This is a genomic window from Bradyrhizobium sp., assembly GCF_049586575.1.
In the GTDB taxonomy this organism is placed as follows: Bacteria; Pseudomonadota; Alphaproteobacteria; order Rhizobiales; family Xanthobacteraceae; genus Bradyrhizobium.
In genome coordinates, this window is sequence record NZ_JBAVCF010000089.1 from 1 (window position 1) to 14,605 (window position 14,605).

Consider the following 14,605-nt stretch of genomic DNA (forward strand, 5'->3'; position numbering starts at 1 on the left):
GACACTAGCAAAACCTATTGATCTGGTGTGGCTTTGGTTCAGAAGTCCGCATGACCAGCCCGCGGCACAAACGATGCGGACTTCTGAACCGCCACACCAGGACCTAACCACCCTTGCGGCCCGCTGCCAACCGCAAAACACCCTTGCTGGTTGCCCCATGCTCTTCCTTTTGGGCCGCTCCTGCATTAATTGGTGGATAGATCAAGAGCGAAGGGAGACGCCTATGGCCATGACGATGCATGGGGAGGTCCAGCTTGGCGCGTCGCGCGACGCGATCTGGGCCAAGCTTAACGATCCCGAGGTGCTCAAGGCCTGCATTCCCGGATGCGAGGAATTGGAAAGGACCGAGGACAACGGCTTTCGGGCGGCGGCGAAAATGAAGGTCGGTCCGGTCTCGGCCCGCTTCAAGGGCCGCGTCTCGCTGAGCGATCTCGACCCGCCGAACGGCTACAAGATATCGGGCGAGGGCGATGGCGGGGTGGCGGGTTTTGCCAAGGGTGGGGCTACAGTAGCCTTGTCCGACAAGGATGGCGGCACGCTCCTGACCTATGATGTCGAAGCCCAGATCGGCGGCAAGCTCGCCCAGCTCGGACAGCGGCTGGTCAACGGCGCGGCCAAGAAGCTGGCCGACGAGTTCTTCGCGAACTTTGCCAAGGTGGTGCAAGGCTGATTTTGAAGGCCGGTTTTAACGTCCACCTGCGAAGGCCGAGACCCGCGGCGACGACCGTTTGCCTCGTCAAGCCATGCGGTGACGAGGTTGCTCATCGCCTCCATGGCCCATATTATGGCCCTGAAACAACTGGAGTGACTGCGCCGCCGGGCACCGTCGGCGCGGATAGAGAGAGCCCGCGTAATGGCGAAAGTTTCCATGATCGTGAACGGTAATCCCGTGAGCGCCAATGTCGATCCCCGCACGCTTCTCGTGCAATTCCTGCGCGAGAATTTGCGGCTCACCGGCACCCATGTCGGTTGCGACACCTCCCAATGCGGCGCCTGCGTGGTGCACCTCGACGGTAAGGCGGTCAAATCCTGCACCACGCTTGCGGTGATGGCGGACGGGCACGAGGTCCGGACGATCGAAGGGCTGGCGGTCGATGGCGGTCCATTGCATCCGATGCAGGAAGCGTTTCGCGAGCATCACGGCCTGCAATGCGGCTTCTGTACCCCCGGCATGATCATGACCGCGATCGATATCGTCCACCGCAGGGGTCACGACCTGTCCGACCATACGATCCGCGAGGAGCTCGAAGGCAATCTCTGCCGCTGCACCGGCTACCAGAACATCGTGCAGTCGATCGCGGCCGGCGCCAAGGCCATGGCCGGGTCCGATCTCGCATAGCGCCTTACGTACGTCGATCACGGTTTCAGGGAATACCCATGTACGAATTCAGATATCATCGTCCGGCGACCGTGCGGCAGGCGGCCAACCTTCTGGTCAAGAACGAAGACGCCAAGGTGATCGCCGGCGGCCATACGCTGCTGCCGGTCATGAAGCAGCGGCTTGCAAGCCCGCCGCATCTGGTGGACCTCTCCCATATCGAAGGGCTCGACGGGATCGAGATGAAGGGCCGTTCGCTCATCGTCGGGGCTACCGCGACGCATTACGCGGTCGCCAACTCCTCGGTCGTTGGCGAGGCGATTCCGGCGCTGGCCTATCTTGCCGGTTTGATTGGCGACCCCGCCGTGCGCCATCGCGGCACCATCGGCGGTTCGCTCGCCAATAACGACCCGACCGCCGATTATCCGGCGGCGGTGCTTGCGCTGGGCGCGACCGTCGTCACCAACAAGCGCCGCCTCAAGGCGGAAGAATTCTTTCAAGGGATGTTCTCGACTGCGCTCGAAGGGGACGAGATCATCACGAAGGTGATGTTTCCCCTCCCGAAGAAGGCGGCCTACGTCAAATTCCGCAATCAGGCTTCTCGCTATGCGCTGGTAGGTGTGTTTGTCGCCAAGCGTCCATCGGATGTACGTGTCTCCGTTACCGGCGCGGGGGCCGACGGCGTGTTTCGTGTCACGGCTTTTGAGGAGGCTTTGAAGAAGCGCTTCTCAGCCAAGGCGCTCGACGGGTTGCCGGTGCCTGCCGAGGGATTGAACAGCGACTTGCACGGCAGTGCCGAATACCGCGCGCATCTGATTGCAGTGATGGCGCGGCGCGCGGTCGAAGCTGCAACCGCAAAACCATAAACTTGGCTATTCCCGCTTCAGCAAGGCTCTCCCGCACATGACCGCATCGGCGCCATCCAAGTCCGTCGATGTTGCCTCGGTCGATGCCATGCTGGCGCTGTTGTCCTCACGCGGCTACCTGGCCGATCGCCCGCTCGCAACCGTCACCTATCTGTCGCTGCGCATGGGCCGGCCGCTGTTTCTCGAAGGCGAGGCCGGCGTCGGCAAGACCGAGATCGCCAAGGTTTTGTCGGAGGCGCTTGGCCGCAGGCTGATCCGCCTTCAATGCTATGAAGGCCTTGACGCCGCCTCTGCCGTCTATGAGTGGAACAGCGCCGCGCAGATGATTGCGATCAGGCTTGCGGAAGCGGCCGGGGATACCGACCGCGAGCAGCTCTCGAGCGATATTTTCGCGGAGCGCTTTCTGATCAAGCGGCCGCTGTTGCAGGCGCTCGAGCCGGATGTCGCCGGCGCGCCGGTGCTTCTGATCGACGAACTCGATCGCGCGGACGAGGCCTTCGAAGCGTACCTCTTGGAAATCCTGTCGGACTTCCAGATCACGATTCCCGAGTTCGGCACCGTGAAGGCGCCGCAGCCGCCGGTCGTGATCATCACGTCAAACCGTACCCGCGAGATCCACGACGCGCTGAAGCGGCGCTGTCTTTATCATTGGGTCGATTATCCGAATGCCGAGCGGGAGCTTGCGATCGTGAAATCGCGCGTGCCGGGTATCTCCGCAAAGCTGTCGCAACAGGTGGTGCGTTTCGTACAGGCGCTGCGCGAGCAGGATTTTTACAAATCGCCCGGGGTCGCCGAAACCCTCGACTGGGCCACTGCACTCAGCGAACTCGACGCGCGTTCGCTCACGCCCGAGGTGATAGGCGACAGTTTGGGCGCGCTGCTCAAATACCAGGACGATATCGCACGCCTGCAGGGAGCGACGCTACAAAAGGTCTTGAAAGAGGCGACGAGCGAGAGTTGACGGGATAGGCTAGGGCACGATGGTCGCGATCAATCATCTTTCTCCGCCGACCGGTCAGGCGGCCGACAATATCGTCGGCTTTGCCCGCGCGTTGCGGGCCGCCGGCATTCCGGTGGGGCCGGGTGCCGTGATCGACGCCATGAATGCGCTCCAGCTCGTCGATATCGGCAATCGGACCGATGTGTTCGCGACACTGGAGACGATCTTCGTCAAGCGCCACGAGCACGCGTTGATTTTTGCGCAGGCTTTCGACCTGTTTTTCCGGGCCGCAGACGAATGGAAGCAGATGCTGGATTCGGTGCCGCTGCCCGATCAAGCCAGGAAGAAACCACCGCCGGCCTCGCGCCGCGTTCAGGAGGCGCTCTCGCCTGCGCAAATGACGGAGACGGCGCAGGCCAGGCCAGAGGAAATCCGGCTGTCGGTATCCGACAAGGAGATCCTGCAAAAGAAAGATTTCGCGCAGATGACGGCGGCCGAGATCGCAGAAGTCACGCGCGCTATCGCCAACATGAGACTGCCGCAGGCCGAATTGCGCACCCGCCGTTACCGGCCGGATCCACACGGTTTGCGGCTCGACATGCGGCGGACCCTGCGCGCATCGTTGCGCACCGGCGGCGACATCATCGATATCCGCAAGCTCGGGCGGATCGAGAAGCCGGCGCCGATCGTGGCGTTGCTCGATATCTCCGGCTCGATGAGCGAATATACCCGCCTGTTCCTGCATTTCCTGCATGCCATTACCGATGCGCGCAAGCGCGTGTCGGTGTTTCTGTTCGGCACCCGCCTGACCAATGTGACGCGCTCCTTGCGCGCGCGCGACCCCGACGAGGCGCTGGCGCGTTGCTCCTCGGCGGTGGAGGACTGGGCCGGGGGAACGCGGATCGCGACCTCGCTCCATACCTTCAACAAGCTTTGGGGGCGGCGGGTGCTCGGTCAGGGCGCCGTCGTGTTGCTGATTTCCGACGGACTCGAGCGCGAGGCGGATACCCGCCTTGCGTTTGAAATGGACCGGCTGCACCGCTCCTGCCGCCGTTTGATATGGTTAAATCCGCTGCTTCGGTATGGCGGCTTCGAACCGAAGGCGCAGGGCATCAAAATGATGCTCCCACACGTTGACGAATTCCGCCCGGTGCATAATTTGATGTCTATCAAAGGGTTGATCGAGGCGCTTTCGTCAATGCCGCAACCGCATCACCGTGGCCTGATACGACCCGCAGCTTGAACGAGAAACCGGCGAGGCTTCCATGCTCGATCGCGACGAAGACATTCTGAAAGCGGCCGAAGACTGGCAGAAGGCGGGTCACGGCGTCGCGCTGGCGACCGTCGTTGAAACCTGGGGCTCGGCGCCACGGCCGGCCGGCTCCAACCTCGTCATCAACGATGACGGTACTTTCCTGGGGTCGGTTTCCGGCGGTTGCGTCGAAGGCGCCGTCGTCACCGAGGCGCTTGATGTGATCGCCAGTGGCAAGCCCAGGATACTCGAATTTGGCGTCGCCGACGAAACTGCCTGGAATGTCGGCCTGTCCTGCGGCGGGACCATCAGGGTGTTCGTCGAGAAAGTCGGGTAAAGTGAAGGTTGATACGCTTAGGGAACTCAACGCAGAGCGCGCCGCGCGGCGGCCGGTCATTGTCGTGACCAATACCGAGAATGGCGAACAGCGGCTGGTCAAGGCCAGGGATTTTGCCGCCGATCCCTTGCGTGAGGTGCTTTCCAAGCAGCTTCGCATGGGCAAGAGCGCGATGATCGAGGCCGATGGCAGGAAGCTGTTCCTCAACGTCTATGCGCCGATAGCGCGCATGGTGATCGTCGGCGCCGTCCATATCAGCCAGGCGTTGGCGCCGCTGGCGCGCTCGCTCGGTTACGACGTGACGGTGGTCGATCCGCGTACTGCCTTTGCCAGCCCCGAGCGCTTTCCCGACGTGCCGCTGATCGCCGAATGGCCGGACGTTGCGCTGCCGCCGCTCAATATCGATCATTACACCGCATTCGCGGCGCTCACGCACGATCCCAAGATCGACGATCCGGCGTTGCTGCATGCTTTTGCGCGCGACTGCTTCTACATCGGCGCGCTCGGTTCGCGAAAGACGCATGCCAAACGTGGCGAGCGCCTGAAGGCGCAGGGCGCCACCGATGGCGACATCGCGCGCATTCACGCGCCGATTGGCCTTTCGATCGGCGCGGTCTCGCCGTCCGAAATCGCCGTGTCGATCATGGCGCAGATCACCGCGAGCCTGCGAATGCCGAAAGAAAAAGAAGCTGTGGTATGAAATTTGGCCCTGCCAGTCCGGCGGACGCGATCGGCGGCGTCACCGTCCACACCCTGCGTCAGGGCTCGCTGGTGCTCAAGAAGGGCACCACAATCGGCCCGGCGGAGGTTGCGGCGCTAGGCCAGGCGGGCGTCAAGGAAGTCGTGGTCGTGCGCCTTGAGGAAGGTGACGTCTCGGAAGATGTGGCCGCTGCCGGGATCGCGCGGGCCGTGGCCGGCGAAGGCATCCATGTCGAGCGGGCCTTTACCGGCCGTGCCAATCTGTTTGCCGCCAAGGCTGGCTTGCTGGTGGTGGACCGCGCCGCGGTCGACCGCATCAACGGCGTCGACGAAGCCATTACTCTCGCAACGCTTGCCGCCTTCAAACCGGTGGTCGAAGGCGAGATGGTTGGCACCGTGAAACTCATCCCGTTCGGGGTCGAGGCGAAGTTGCGCGATCTTGCGGTCGAGGCGGCCAGAGGCGGGGCGTTGCGGATCGCGCCGTATGTCATCAAGCGCGTCGGCGTGATCTCTACTTTGCTGCCCGGGCTTGCGCCCAAAGTTGTCGAAAAGACGCTCAAGGTCACGGCGGAGCGGCTGGCGCCTGCCGGCGCCTCCATCATCGCCGAGCGGCGCGTGCCGCATGATGAGACCGCGCTGAAGGCGGCGATGAAGGAATTGCTGGGTCTTCGTGCAGAACTAGTCATCGTGTTCGGCGCTTCCGCAATCGCCGACCGGCGCGACGTGATTCCAGCGGCCCTTTCGGGAATTGGCGGGACGATCGAGCATTTCGGCTTGCCGGTCGATCCGGGCAATCTCCTGCTCATCGGCAATGCCAATGGCTTGCCCGTGCTGGGCGCGCCCGGTTGCGCGCGCTCGCCGGTCGAAAACGGTTTCGACTGGGTGCTGATGCGCCTGCTCGCCGGTCTCAAAGTCACCCGCGCCGAATTGACCGGGATGGGCGTCGGCGGACTCCTGATGGAGATCGTGACGCGGCCGCAGCCGCGCGAAAGCCTCGAGCCCGACGGCAACCGCCATGTCAGCGCCATCGTGTTGGCCGCGGGCCGCTCGACCCGGATGGGCGGCCCGAACAAGCTCCTGGCCGAGCTCGACGGTCAGAAGCTGGTTCGGATCGTGACCGAACAGGTACTCGCCTCGAAGGCCAGGGATGTGATCGTCGTCACCGGCCATCAAGCCGAACTGGTCGAGAAGGCGCTCGCCGGCCTGAAGGTGACGTTCGTCCGCAACCCCGATTTCGCCAAGGGCCTGGCGAGTTCGGTGAAGGCCGGCGTATCGGCAGTACCCAAACAGGCGGATGGCGCGGTGATCTGTCTTGGCGACATGCCGATGATTTCGTCGGGCCTGATCGACCATCTGATCGACGCGTTTGCGCCGGATCGCGGCAATTTGATTGCGGTCCCCGTCAGCGACGGGCGGCGCGGCAACCCGGTATTGTGGTCGCGCCGCTTCTTCAATGAATTGATGGTGCTCGACGGCGACATCGGCGCCCGGCACCTCATTGCCAAGCATAATGAGGCGGTGGCGGAAGTGCCGGTCGAGGGAGACGGCGCGTTTCTGGATATTGACACGCCGCAAGGACTGGAAGCTGCACGCGGCGGCTAGCTTGCCGGTTCCGAAGTTTGGTAGGCGCATCGCGCACTCGAATTTTTTCGGTCTCTATCTTCCGTTCACCAAGTTGAAACATCCTTCCCCTTAGATTTCGACCCGCTGAGATCAGGGGAGGGGATTTTTGATCGTGTCGACTGTTGTCGCGCGCCGTCGCGCGTTGTTCGTCATTGGATTGACCCTCGTCATCGGCGCTTCACGTTTTGTCACCGAGAGCTGGGCCGCAGGCGCATTTGCGATGGGTAAATGCGGAGCCTACGGACAGGCCTACGACTTTCCAGCCGAAGCTGCCGCGCGCGCGGCCGCACTCAAACAATGCAACGGCGAGTGCACGGCGGTCACGATGAAACGCGCTTGCGCGGCATTTTCTGTCGACATGGCCAATCCCTGCGGCGCCCACGGCTATGCGGTCGAGCCGCACATTTCCAGTTCGCTCAATGAAGCCACGCGCGAGTGCTACAAGTTTGGCGGCAAGGAATGCGTAATCCGCGCCTGGGCCTGCGACGCCAAGGGCTGATGCGATAGCATCGACGCCGGAATCTTGCTCTAATGCGTCTTTATTTTTCGGGCTCTCTTGCGGACTCCGGAAATGACGTCGTTGGGGCCGCCCATGCAGTTCGACACCAAGATCGCGGTCGTGATCAGGACCGATCTCGAAGCCTGGCAGAAGCTGAATGTGGCTTCCTTTCTCGCCGGTGGCATCGCGTCCGCGTTTCCCGAATGCATCGGAGAGCCGTATCTGGATGCTTCAGATACACGCTATCTGTCGATCATCGGCCAGCCGATCCTGATCTATGGCGCCGATCGTCCGGCGCTTTCCCGCGCGCTCGAACGGGCGTTGGCGCGCAACGTAACGCCGGCAGTTTATACCGAAGACATGTTCAAGACGACGCATGACGCCGCCAACCGCGAGGTAGTGAGGGCCGTCATCCGGTCTGAGCTCGATCTGGTGGGGCTCGCGATGCGCGCCGAGCGCAAGGTGATCGACAAGATCGTCGACGGGCTGAAGTTTCACAGCTAGGCGTTAGGCTGCCCGATATCCATTTGGCGCCGGCCCCAAAGCCGGCTTTGCATTTTGGTCGAAGGAGGAGCTTGTCACCTACATCAAATCCTTCGACCAGCGATCCCGCTTCCTGGTCGGGATTTTCGAAAAGGTGACAACCAAGCACCTCGGCTTCCTTCGCGTCGACGTCAATCATGCATCTGGCCAATTCCTGGTCAGTACGTTGATCGGGGAGGCGGAGTATCGCAACGCCGGTGTGACCAACGCGGTCACGATCCCATTCCGTGACTATTTCTTCGAAACCATGGGGCTCAAGGTCATGCTCGCGACAGCGCTCGCCCATAACCGCCCGATCATTCATTATCTCTACAGCACGGGCAGGACGCTCGACCGAACGGCACGTCAAATCCAACCTGGATGACAGGATGTTTGACCTGTGTTTCTTCAGTCAGACACGGGAGGCTTGGCGTGCGTGGAAGTCGGCAAAATTGGCCGGCAGCCGAGCTGCGCCGTCAGCCAAGCCGACTTAAGTTTCAAGGCGTTCCGCCGGTGCGGCTTCAATGCGATGAAAGTCTGGATTATCAGACCTGCCTTGCAAAGAGATTGTCGATTCTGACGCCGTCGCGCTCTTCGATGATTTCGGCAATCCAACGCCGATGACAGTGCTGGTGGTCGCGCTCGTAGCAGAGAATGCAGACCGGGCCCGATTTCTTCACCAGCGCCGAAAGTTCGTCGAGTTCTTCCCTGGCTTGGGCCGTCTTGAGGTGCTTCGTATAGATTTTTTTTAAAGTCTCATATTGGCCGGCGCGCGCGGCCAGCCGTCCTTCTTTCGGCGTGCCGAGGCCGCGCAGATGGACGTACGAAATGCCGCGCTCGTCGAGGCCCGCAGCCAATTGGCTCTTGGAAAAACCGGGTCGGCGCGAAGAGGCAACCGCGCGTACATCGACCAGCAGTTTCACCCCGGCCCTTTCGAGTTCGTCGAGCACCGATTTGGCCGGGGTCTGCTCATAGCCGATGGTGAAGAATTTCTTCGATCGCGCCACTTTGCAGATCCAATCGAGCTAGCTCACGCGCGCGATCAATTCCATCGCGCCGGCAGGCGCGCGAATCTTGCCTTCATGGATCACATAAGCAAAGACATCGCGTGGAGCCTTTTTTACTTTTGCGGAATCAACGCGGGGCAGATCATCCGGTTCACCGCCCTCTGCCCATAATCGCAGCCGCCTGGCCCAGGCATCTAACTGCTTCGGCGGATAGCAGGTCTTGATCTCGTCGTCGCCCTTTTGCAATCGCGCATAGACGAAGTCGCTGGCGACGTCCGCAATCGCCGGATATTTGCCATGCTCGGCAAACACCACCGGCGTTTCGAACTTTCGGATCAGCGCCACGAAGTCCGGCGTACAAAAACTGTCGTGACGGACCTCGACGACGTGACGCAAGCGCCGGCCTTCGAGTTCGCGCGGCAGAAGCTCGAGGAATTTACCGAAATCGGCCTCGTCGAATTTTTTGGTTGGTGCGAACTGCCAGAGCACGGGGCCGAGGCGATCGCCGAGTTCGAGCACGCCGGAATCGTAAAATCGCTTCACGGAGTCACCGGCTTCCGCCAGCACGCGACGGTTGGTGGCAAAGCGAGGACCTTTCAGCGAGAACACAAAGCCGTCGGGCACCTCGCGCGCCCATTTGCGAAAACTCTCCGGTTTCTGCGAGCCGTAATAGGTGCCGTTGATCTCGATCGAGGTAAGCTTGGAGGCCGCGTATTGCAGCTCTTTCGCCTGGGTGAGTTTTTCCGGGTAAAACACTCCGCGCCAGGGCTCGAAGGTCCAGCCGCCGATGCCGATGAAGATCCGGCCAGATTTCGAAGCGGCGGTTTTGGAGGCGGTGGCTTTGGTCACAGGAGGATCTCGTTCGCGTGCAAAGGGGAATGGGGGCGAAGCGTAGTCAAAGCGGCTGGAGTTGGCCAGATCAGGCGGTTTCGCATCCCTCTTGAAAAACCGCTGATCGTTACTATCTCTCGTGGAACGGCGACGTCGATGCTTCATAGCTCCGGCGCTGGGACGACCACAAATAGCTCGGCTGCGCCGGATGTACGCGCGCCAACCTGTTGGTGGTCGTTGGCATTTCTGGGGGTGTTTCGGTCCTCCATTCGGCCTTCCCTTGGCTCCCCAGCGGCGATCGGATATACGCTGGCGTCATGCATGACGCGTCACAACCGGGGTTCGGTAATCCAGCTCAAGACGTTGGCTTACCTAAGCTTTCTGTCATCATCCCGACCTTCAAAGAGCGTGACAATGTGGTCACGCTGTTTCGGCGGCTGGAAAAGACGCTTCTCGGCATCCCCTTTGAAGCTGTTTTCGTTGACGACAACTCTCCCGACGGTACCTGGGAAGTCCTCCGCGCGCTGTCCCGGGAGGACGGCCGGGTCCGCTGCATCCGGCGGATCGGACGGCGCGGCCTGTCCGGCGCCTGCATCGAAGGCATTCTGGCCTCGAGCGCACCCTTTGCGGCGGTGATTGATGCCGACTTGCAGCACGACGAGACCCAGTTGCCCAAAATGCTCGCTCTTCTTCAGGGTGGCGAATTCGATCTCGTGATCGGCAGCCGTTATGTCGAGGGCGGCAGCGCGGAAAGTTTCAATCGTCATCGCGCGGGCGCAAGCGCGCTTGCAACGGAAGTTGCCAAGCGCGTTCTGCGGGTTGAGATCGCCGATCCCATGAGCGGCTTCTTCATGATCCGCCGCGACCGCTTCGAAGCGCTCGCGCCGCAATTGTCGACGCAGGGCTTCAAGATCTTGCTCGATGTGGTGGCGACCGCCCACGGCGGTCTTCGCGTGACGGAAATCCCCTATACCTTCGGCTCGCGGCTGCATGGCGAGAGCAAGCTCGATTCCATGGTGGCGCTGGACTTTTTGGGGCTCGTGCTCGCCAAGCTCACCAACGACGTGGTGTCGCTGCGGTTTCTTCTGTTTGCGATGGTCGGCTCACTCGGGCTCGTGGTGCATTTCGCCGCGCTCTACCTGGCGCTCGAGATTTTCGGTTTTCCTTTCGCGGAAGCGCAGGCGTGTGGCGCGGTTTGCGCCATGACCAGCAATTTCATCCTCAATAATTTCCTCACCTATCGCGATCAGCGCCTAACGGGATTTGCGATCCTGCGCGGTTTGCTGTTGTTCTATCTCGTTTGCAGCGTTGGTCTGTTTGCCAATGTCGGCGTCGCCTTCTCGGTCTACGACCAGCAGCCGATCTGGTGGCTGGCGGGCGCCGCCGGCGCCTTGATGGGCGTGGTCTGGAACTACGCGATGTCCGGACTGTTCGTCTGGCGCAAGCGATGACGTATTCTTCAGTGCGAAGATGACCTGTCCATGAGTCCGAACGAGACTCGGTATGTCCGCAATACCGCGCTCACGGTTGCAGCTCTCGTGCTGCTGCGTCTGGTTGCAGCGGCATGGACGCCACTGACCTTCGACGAAGCCTATTACTGGATCTGGTCCAAGCATCTCGCCTTCGGCTATTACGATCATCCGCTAGGCGTGGCGCTTGTGATCCGGCTCGGCACCTTGATCGCCGGCGACACCGAGTTCGGCGTGCGGCTGGTGTCGATCCTGCTGGCGCTGCCGATGAGTTTTGCGGTCTACCGCACGGCTGAAATTCTGTTCGGCGGCCAGCGCGTGGCGGCGACCGCCACCATTCTGCTCAACGTCACCTTGATGGCTGCGGTCGGCACGATGATCGTGACGCCGGATTCACCCTTGCTGGTCGCCTCCAGCTTTGTGTTGTTCTTTCTCGCCAAGGTACTGGAAAGCGGGCGCGGCGCGTGGTGGCTTGCCGTCGGCGCCGCGGCAGGCGTGGCGCTGTCGTCGAAATACACGGCGATGTTTTTTGGGCCTGCGATCCTGATCTGGCTGATCAGCTCGCCCAAGCTGCGGACCTGGCTGATTTCACCCTGGCTCTATCTCGGCGGCCTTGTGGCGCTGATCGTCTTTTTCCCGGTCATTCTCTGGAACGCCGATCACCACTGGGTCTCCTTCATCAAGCAGCTTGGCCGCTCGGAGGTCGTCGAGTTCAAGCCTGGCTTCATCGGCGAATTGATCCCGACCCAAATTGCCTTTGCAACGCCGCTCGTTTTCATTCTCGGCGCGATGGGGCTCTACGCGTTGGCGCGGCGCGAGGGCGGCGCGCTCGCCGCACGCGCGCTGATCAACGCGATGTTCTGGACAATCACACTCTATTTTCTCTGGCATTCGCTGCATGCCCGCGTCGAGGCAAACTGGTTCGCGCCGGTTTATCCGGCCTTTGCGATCGCGGCGGCTGTGGCTGCCAATCTCACACGGTGGGAACAGCGTCCGCAACGCGTAGTGAATTTTTGTCTGCGCTGGGCTTCGCCTGTCGGCATCCTGATGTTCGCCGCTCTGATCGTTCAGGCCGACACCGGCGCGCTCACAGGCTTTCGGCGCGATGCCACTGTGCGCAGCGTCGGCGTCGGCTGGCAGACGCTTGCCGCCGGGATCGAGGCGACGCGGGTGCGCGTCGGCGCAACTTGTGTGCTGGCGCCCGATTATGGCACCGCGAGCTGGCTGACTTTTTATCTGCCGAAGGGCACCTGCGTGGTGCAGCCGACGCAACGCATCCGCTGGGTCAATATGGGCGAGCCTGATGCCGCGAAACTCTCGGGCAAGCTTCTGTGGGTCGACGAAGTGCGCGCCAGCACCCAGCCTTACGTGGCGGAGACTTTCGCGAAGATCGAGCGGGTAGGGGAGTTCAAGCGCATGCGTGGGCCGCTCGTGATCGAGACGTACGGGCTTGATCTGCTCGACGGGCGAAAACGGCCGGTGCTCGACAATTCGCCGCCGCCGGAATTGCAATAGCGCCCAAAACTTTGTGAAGTTCGTGAAAGTTGCGCGCTGAACTGATGCGCGAACTTCGGAAAGTGGCACTGGTTCAACCGGGCAAAACATGGCGGATTCAAGGACGGCGAATAGCGAATTACTCCGGTGGCTTACGGACGAAATTGCCGCAAATCCGTCTCAAAATGAGACTGCCTTACAACTGCCCTGCACTTAATCCCCATTTAACTAAAAGTTGCCTTAATGACGCTTCGTGCCTTTGCGAAACGACGTCGACGAAATTCGGCGGACGATAACGCGTTGGCCGCCGTTCGGAGGTGCCCGCGCCGTGCACCTCGCCGAATGGCGGTTAAGGGGGAACGAGGTGGAATCAGTCCGGATGCAGGGCGAATGAGTATTAGTACAGTTGCGTGTTACGAGTTCGCGTCGCCTACACGTAAGAGACAAGCCCGCAAGGTGACCTCGCAGAGTCTGTTCATTGCATCGGCGGTGATCGGTCTCGTGGTCGGTTGCGGCTGGACGGTCTACGTCAACATTTTCGCCGCCAGTCCTTATCCGGAGCTCGGCAGCACCAATTTCGATGCGCCGGTCATGCGCCGCTTCGCCGATGTTTCCGTCCGCGTTGTTGCGCGGATTGAATCTCCGCCGATCGCCGCGCCGGAAACCGTGCCGGCCGAGCCCGAGCTTTCCTTTGTCGATCGTTTCGCCGCGGCTTCACCGGAAGGCGTCGCGCCGGCGCCGGTACCCGAACCCACAAAACTCGCCGTCGCGCCGAAGCCTGAACCTCTGAAGTTCGCCGAGGCGCCCAAGATAAAGATGGAGCCTGCAAAGAACGTCGAGGCGGCCAGAGGAAAAGAGACGTCGAAGGAAGCGAAGGTCCAGCTCGCGTCGGTTTCGCCGTCCGCCGAGCCGGATGATGCTCCGAAGGGCGTCGGCAAGTTCCGCGACATGGCGCAACGTGCGAAAAATGCAATCCTGTCGATTGCCTCGGCTGACAGGCAGTCGATCACCGAAAAACTCTGGGGCAAAGGATCTTCACGCAATCCGGTTTTGGCCTATGCGTCCGCCGATGCCAGCGCTAGCGTCACCGGCAGCATCGGCCGCGAGCAGAACCCGATGCTCGGCGGATCACCACCCTACGATCGCGACACCGCCGTCTACGACATCAGCGCACATACGGTGTATCTGCCCAACGGCACCAAGCTCGATGCACATTCCGGCCTGGGCTCCAATCTCGACGATCCGCACTCCGCGCGCGTCCACATGCGCGGCGTGACGCCGCCGCATATCTATACCTTGAAGCCGCGCGAGTCGCTGTTCCACGGCGTCGCGGCACTGCGGCTGACGCCCATCGGCGGCGAAGACGAGATCTATGGGCGTGAAGGCTTGCTCGCGCATTCCTTCATGCTCGGCCCGAACGGCGATTCCAACGGCTGCGTCTCGTTCCGCGACTACAACGCCTTCCTCAGTGCCTATCGCAACGAAGGCATCCGAAAACTCGCCGTCGTTGCTCGGGTGGAGTGAGCGAGCAGGGGTTCGCGCTTCATCCGCTTTCTGTTCATTTCCGCTTCCGGTCTTTCGGGCCTGTCTGTATTCTTGGCGACATGCCCAAGCCGGATTTCCAGCCGACGCTCGTCGGTCCCAATATCACCATCAGGCCGATCCGGCGGGATGATTGGGCGGAGTTATATGCGGCCGGCTCCGATCCGAAGATATGGGAAGTGCATCCCGTTTCCACCCGTTACACC

General features: G+C 61.6%; 16 protein-coding genes. 14 read left to right on the plus strand and 2 right to left on the minus strand.

The annotated features are described in order from the left end of the window. The first annotated feature begins 223 nt into the window (after nucleotides 1-223). The 11 genes from WB528_RS03035 to WB528_RS03085 all read left to right on the plus strand — a co-directional run bounded on the left by WB528_RS03035 (nucleotide 224) and on the right by WB528_RS03085 (nucleotide 8,441). Nucleotides 224-670 (plus strand): CoxG family protein, encoded by a 447-nt coding sequence (locus tag WB528_RS03035; RefSeq protein WP_423886951.1) that lies wholly within the window; start codon nucleotides 224-226, stop codon nucleotides 668-670. 183 nt (nucleotides 671-853) lie between these two features. Beyond that, entirely contained in the window at nucleotides 854-1,339 is a 486-nt protein-coding gene (locus tag WB528_RS03040) for a (2Fe-2S)-binding protein (RefSeq protein WP_423886952.1), read from the plus strand. 38 nt (nucleotides 1,340-1,377) lie between these two features. Next, complete coding sequence (locus WB528_RS03045; RefSeq protein ID WP_423886953.1) at nucleotides 1,378-2,184, plus strand: FAD binding domain-containing protein; 807 nt, start codon at nucleotides 1,378-1,380, stop codon at nucleotides 2,182-2,184. 37 nt (nucleotides 2,185-2,221) lie between these two features. Further along, on the plus strand, nucleotides 2,222-3,145 hold the full coding sequence (locus WB528_RS03050; protein ID WP_423886954.1) for an AAA family ATPase: 924 nt from the start codon (nucleotides 2,222-2,224) through the stop codon (nucleotides 3,143-3,145). A 19-nt stretch (nucleotides 3,146-3,164) separates the two neighbouring features. Further along, nucleotides 3,165-4,367, plus strand: a complete 1,203-nt coding sequence (locus WB528_RS03055) for a vWA domain-containing protein (protein WP_423886955.1) — start codon at nucleotides 3,165-3,167, stop codon at nucleotides 4,365-4,367. A 22-nt stretch (nucleotides 4,368-4,389) separates the two neighbouring features. After that, nucleotides 4,390-4,713 carry an XdhC family protein gene (locus WB528_RS03060; RefSeq protein WP_423886956.1) on the plus strand — a complete coding sequence of 108 codons (324 nt, stop codon included), beginning with the start codon at nucleotides 4,390-4,392 and terminating at the stop codon, nucleotides 4,711-4,713. Between the two features lies 1 nt (nucleotide 4,714). Then, nucleotides 4,715-5,413: an XdhC family protein gene (locus tag WB528_RS03065; RefSeq protein ID WP_423886957.1), complete on the plus strand. Its 699-nt coding sequence runs from the start codon at nucleotides 4,715-4,717 to the stop codon at nucleotides 5,411-5,413. Then, nucleotides 5,410-7,014: an NTP transferase domain-containing protein gene (locus WB528_RS03070; protein WP_423886958.1), complete on the plus strand. Its 1,605-nt coding sequence runs from the start codon at nucleotides 5,410-5,412 to the stop codon at nucleotides 7,012-7,014. Before WB528_RS03065 ends, WB528_RS03070 begins: the two co-directional genes overlap by 4 nt. A 130-nt stretch (nucleotides 7,015-7,144) precedes the next feature. Beyond that, the gene (locus WB528_RS03075; RefSeq protein ID WP_423886966.1) at nucleotides 7,145-7,534 is read left to right on the plus strand and encodes a DUF4189 domain-containing protein; all 390 of its coding nucleotides are present in this window, start codon (nucleotides 7,145-7,147) and stop codon (nucleotides 7,532-7,534) included. A 93-nt stretch (nucleotides 7,535-7,627) separates the two neighbouring features. Further along, on the plus strand, nucleotides 7,628-8,038 hold the full coding sequence (locus WB528_RS03080) for a DUF2000 family protein (protein WP_423886959.1): 411 nt from the start codon (nucleotides 7,628-7,630) through the stop codon (nucleotides 8,036-8,038). 133 nt (nucleotides 8,039-8,171) lie between these two features. Further along, nucleotides 8,172-8,441 carry a hypothetical protein gene (locus WB528_RS03085; protein WP_423886960.1) on the plus strand — a complete coding sequence of 90 codons (270 nt, stop codon included), beginning with the start codon at nucleotides 8,172-8,174 and terminating at the stop codon, nucleotides 8,439-8,441. Nucleotides 8,442-8,601: 160 nt separating this feature from the next. Here WB528_RS03085 and WB528_RS03090 read toward each other — a convergent pair whose 3' ends face one another. Together WB528_RS03090 and WB528_RS03095 are read right to left on the minus strand one after the other, a co-directional pair. Next, nucleotides 8,602-9,063 (minus strand): DUF488 family protein, encoded by a 462-nt coding sequence (locus WB528_RS03090; protein WP_423886961.1) that lies wholly within the window; start codon nucleotides 9,061-9,063, stop codon nucleotides 8,602-8,604. Nucleotides 9,064-9,081: 18 nt separating this feature from the next. Then, nucleotides 9,082-9,912 (minus strand): DUF72 domain-containing protein, encoded by an 831-nt coding sequence (locus tag WB528_RS03095; protein WP_423886962.1) that lies wholly within the window; start codon nucleotides 9,910-9,912, stop codon nucleotides 9,082-9,084. Nucleotides 9,913-10,211: 299 nt separating this feature from the next. Between WB528_RS03095 and WB528_RS03100 the strand changes: the two genes are divergently transcribed. The 3 genes from WB528_RS03100 to WB528_RS03110 all read left to right on the plus strand — a co-directional run bounded on the left by WB528_RS03100 (nucleotide 10,212) and on the right by WB528_RS03110 (nucleotide 14,381). Further along, nucleotides 10,212-11,345 carry a glycosyltransferase gene (locus WB528_RS03100; RefSeq protein WP_423886963.1) on the plus strand — a complete coding sequence of 378 codons (1,134 nt, stop codon included), beginning with the start codon at nucleotides 10,212-10,214 and terminating at the stop codon, nucleotides 11,343-11,345. A gap of 30 nt (nucleotides 11,346-11,375) precedes the next feature. Beyond that, complete coding sequence (locus WB528_RS03105; RefSeq protein WP_423886964.1) at nucleotides 11,376-12,878, plus strand: glycosyltransferase family 39 protein; 1,503 nt, start codon at nucleotides 11,376-11,378, stop codon at nucleotides 12,876-12,878. 435 nt (nucleotides 12,879-13,313) lie between these two features. Further along, nucleotides 13,314-14,381: a tlde1 domain-containing protein gene (locus tag WB528_RS03110; RefSeq protein WP_423886965.1), complete on the plus strand. Its 1,068-nt coding sequence runs from the start codon at nucleotides 13,314-13,316 to the stop codon at nucleotides 14,379-14,381. Nucleotides 14,382-14,605 lie beyond the last annotated feature (224 nt).

Excerpts from the sequence above, each read along its gene's own strand:
- WB528_RS03055 (WP_423886955.1), top strand. The coding sequence starts at position 3,165 with ATGGTCGCGATCAATCATCTTTCTCCGCCGACCGGTCAGGCGGCCGAC.
- WB528_RS03100 (WP_423886963.1), top strand. The coding sequence starts at position 10,212 with ATGCATGACGCGTCACAACCGGGGTTCGGTAATCCAGCTCAAGACGTT.
- WB528_RS03105 (WP_423886964.1), top strand. The coding sequence starts at position 11,376 with ATGAGTCCGAACGAGACTCGGTATGTCCGCAATACCGCGCTCACGGTT.
- WB528_RS03070 (WP_423886958.1), top strand. The coding sequence starts at position 5,410 with ATGAAATTTGGCCCTGCCAGTCCGGCGGACGCGATCGGCGGCGTCACC.
- WB528_RS03080 (WP_423886959.1), top strand. The coding sequence starts at position 7,628 with ATGCAGTTCGACACCAAGATCGCGGTCGTGATCAGGACCGATCTCGAA.
- WB528_RS03050 (WP_423886954.1), top strand. The coding sequence starts at position 2,222 with ATGACCGCATCGGCGCCATCCAAGTCCGTCGATGTTGCCTCGGTCGAT.
- WB528_RS03035 (WP_423886951.1), top strand. The coding sequence starts at position 224 with ATGGCCATGACGATGCATGGGGAGGTCCAGCTTGGCGCGTCGCGCGAC.
- WB528_RS03045 (WP_423886953.1), top strand. The coding sequence starts at position 1,378 with ATGTACGAATTCAGATATCATCGTCCGGCGACCGTGCGGCAGGCGGCC.
- WB528_RS03060 (WP_423886956.1), top strand. The coding sequence starts at position 4,390 with ATGCTCGATCGCGACGAAGACATTCTGAAAGCGGCCGAAGACTGGCAG.
- WB528_RS03040 (WP_423886952.1), top strand. The coding sequence starts at position 854 with ATGGCGAAAGTTTCCATGATCGTGAACGGTAATCCCGTGAGCGCCAAT.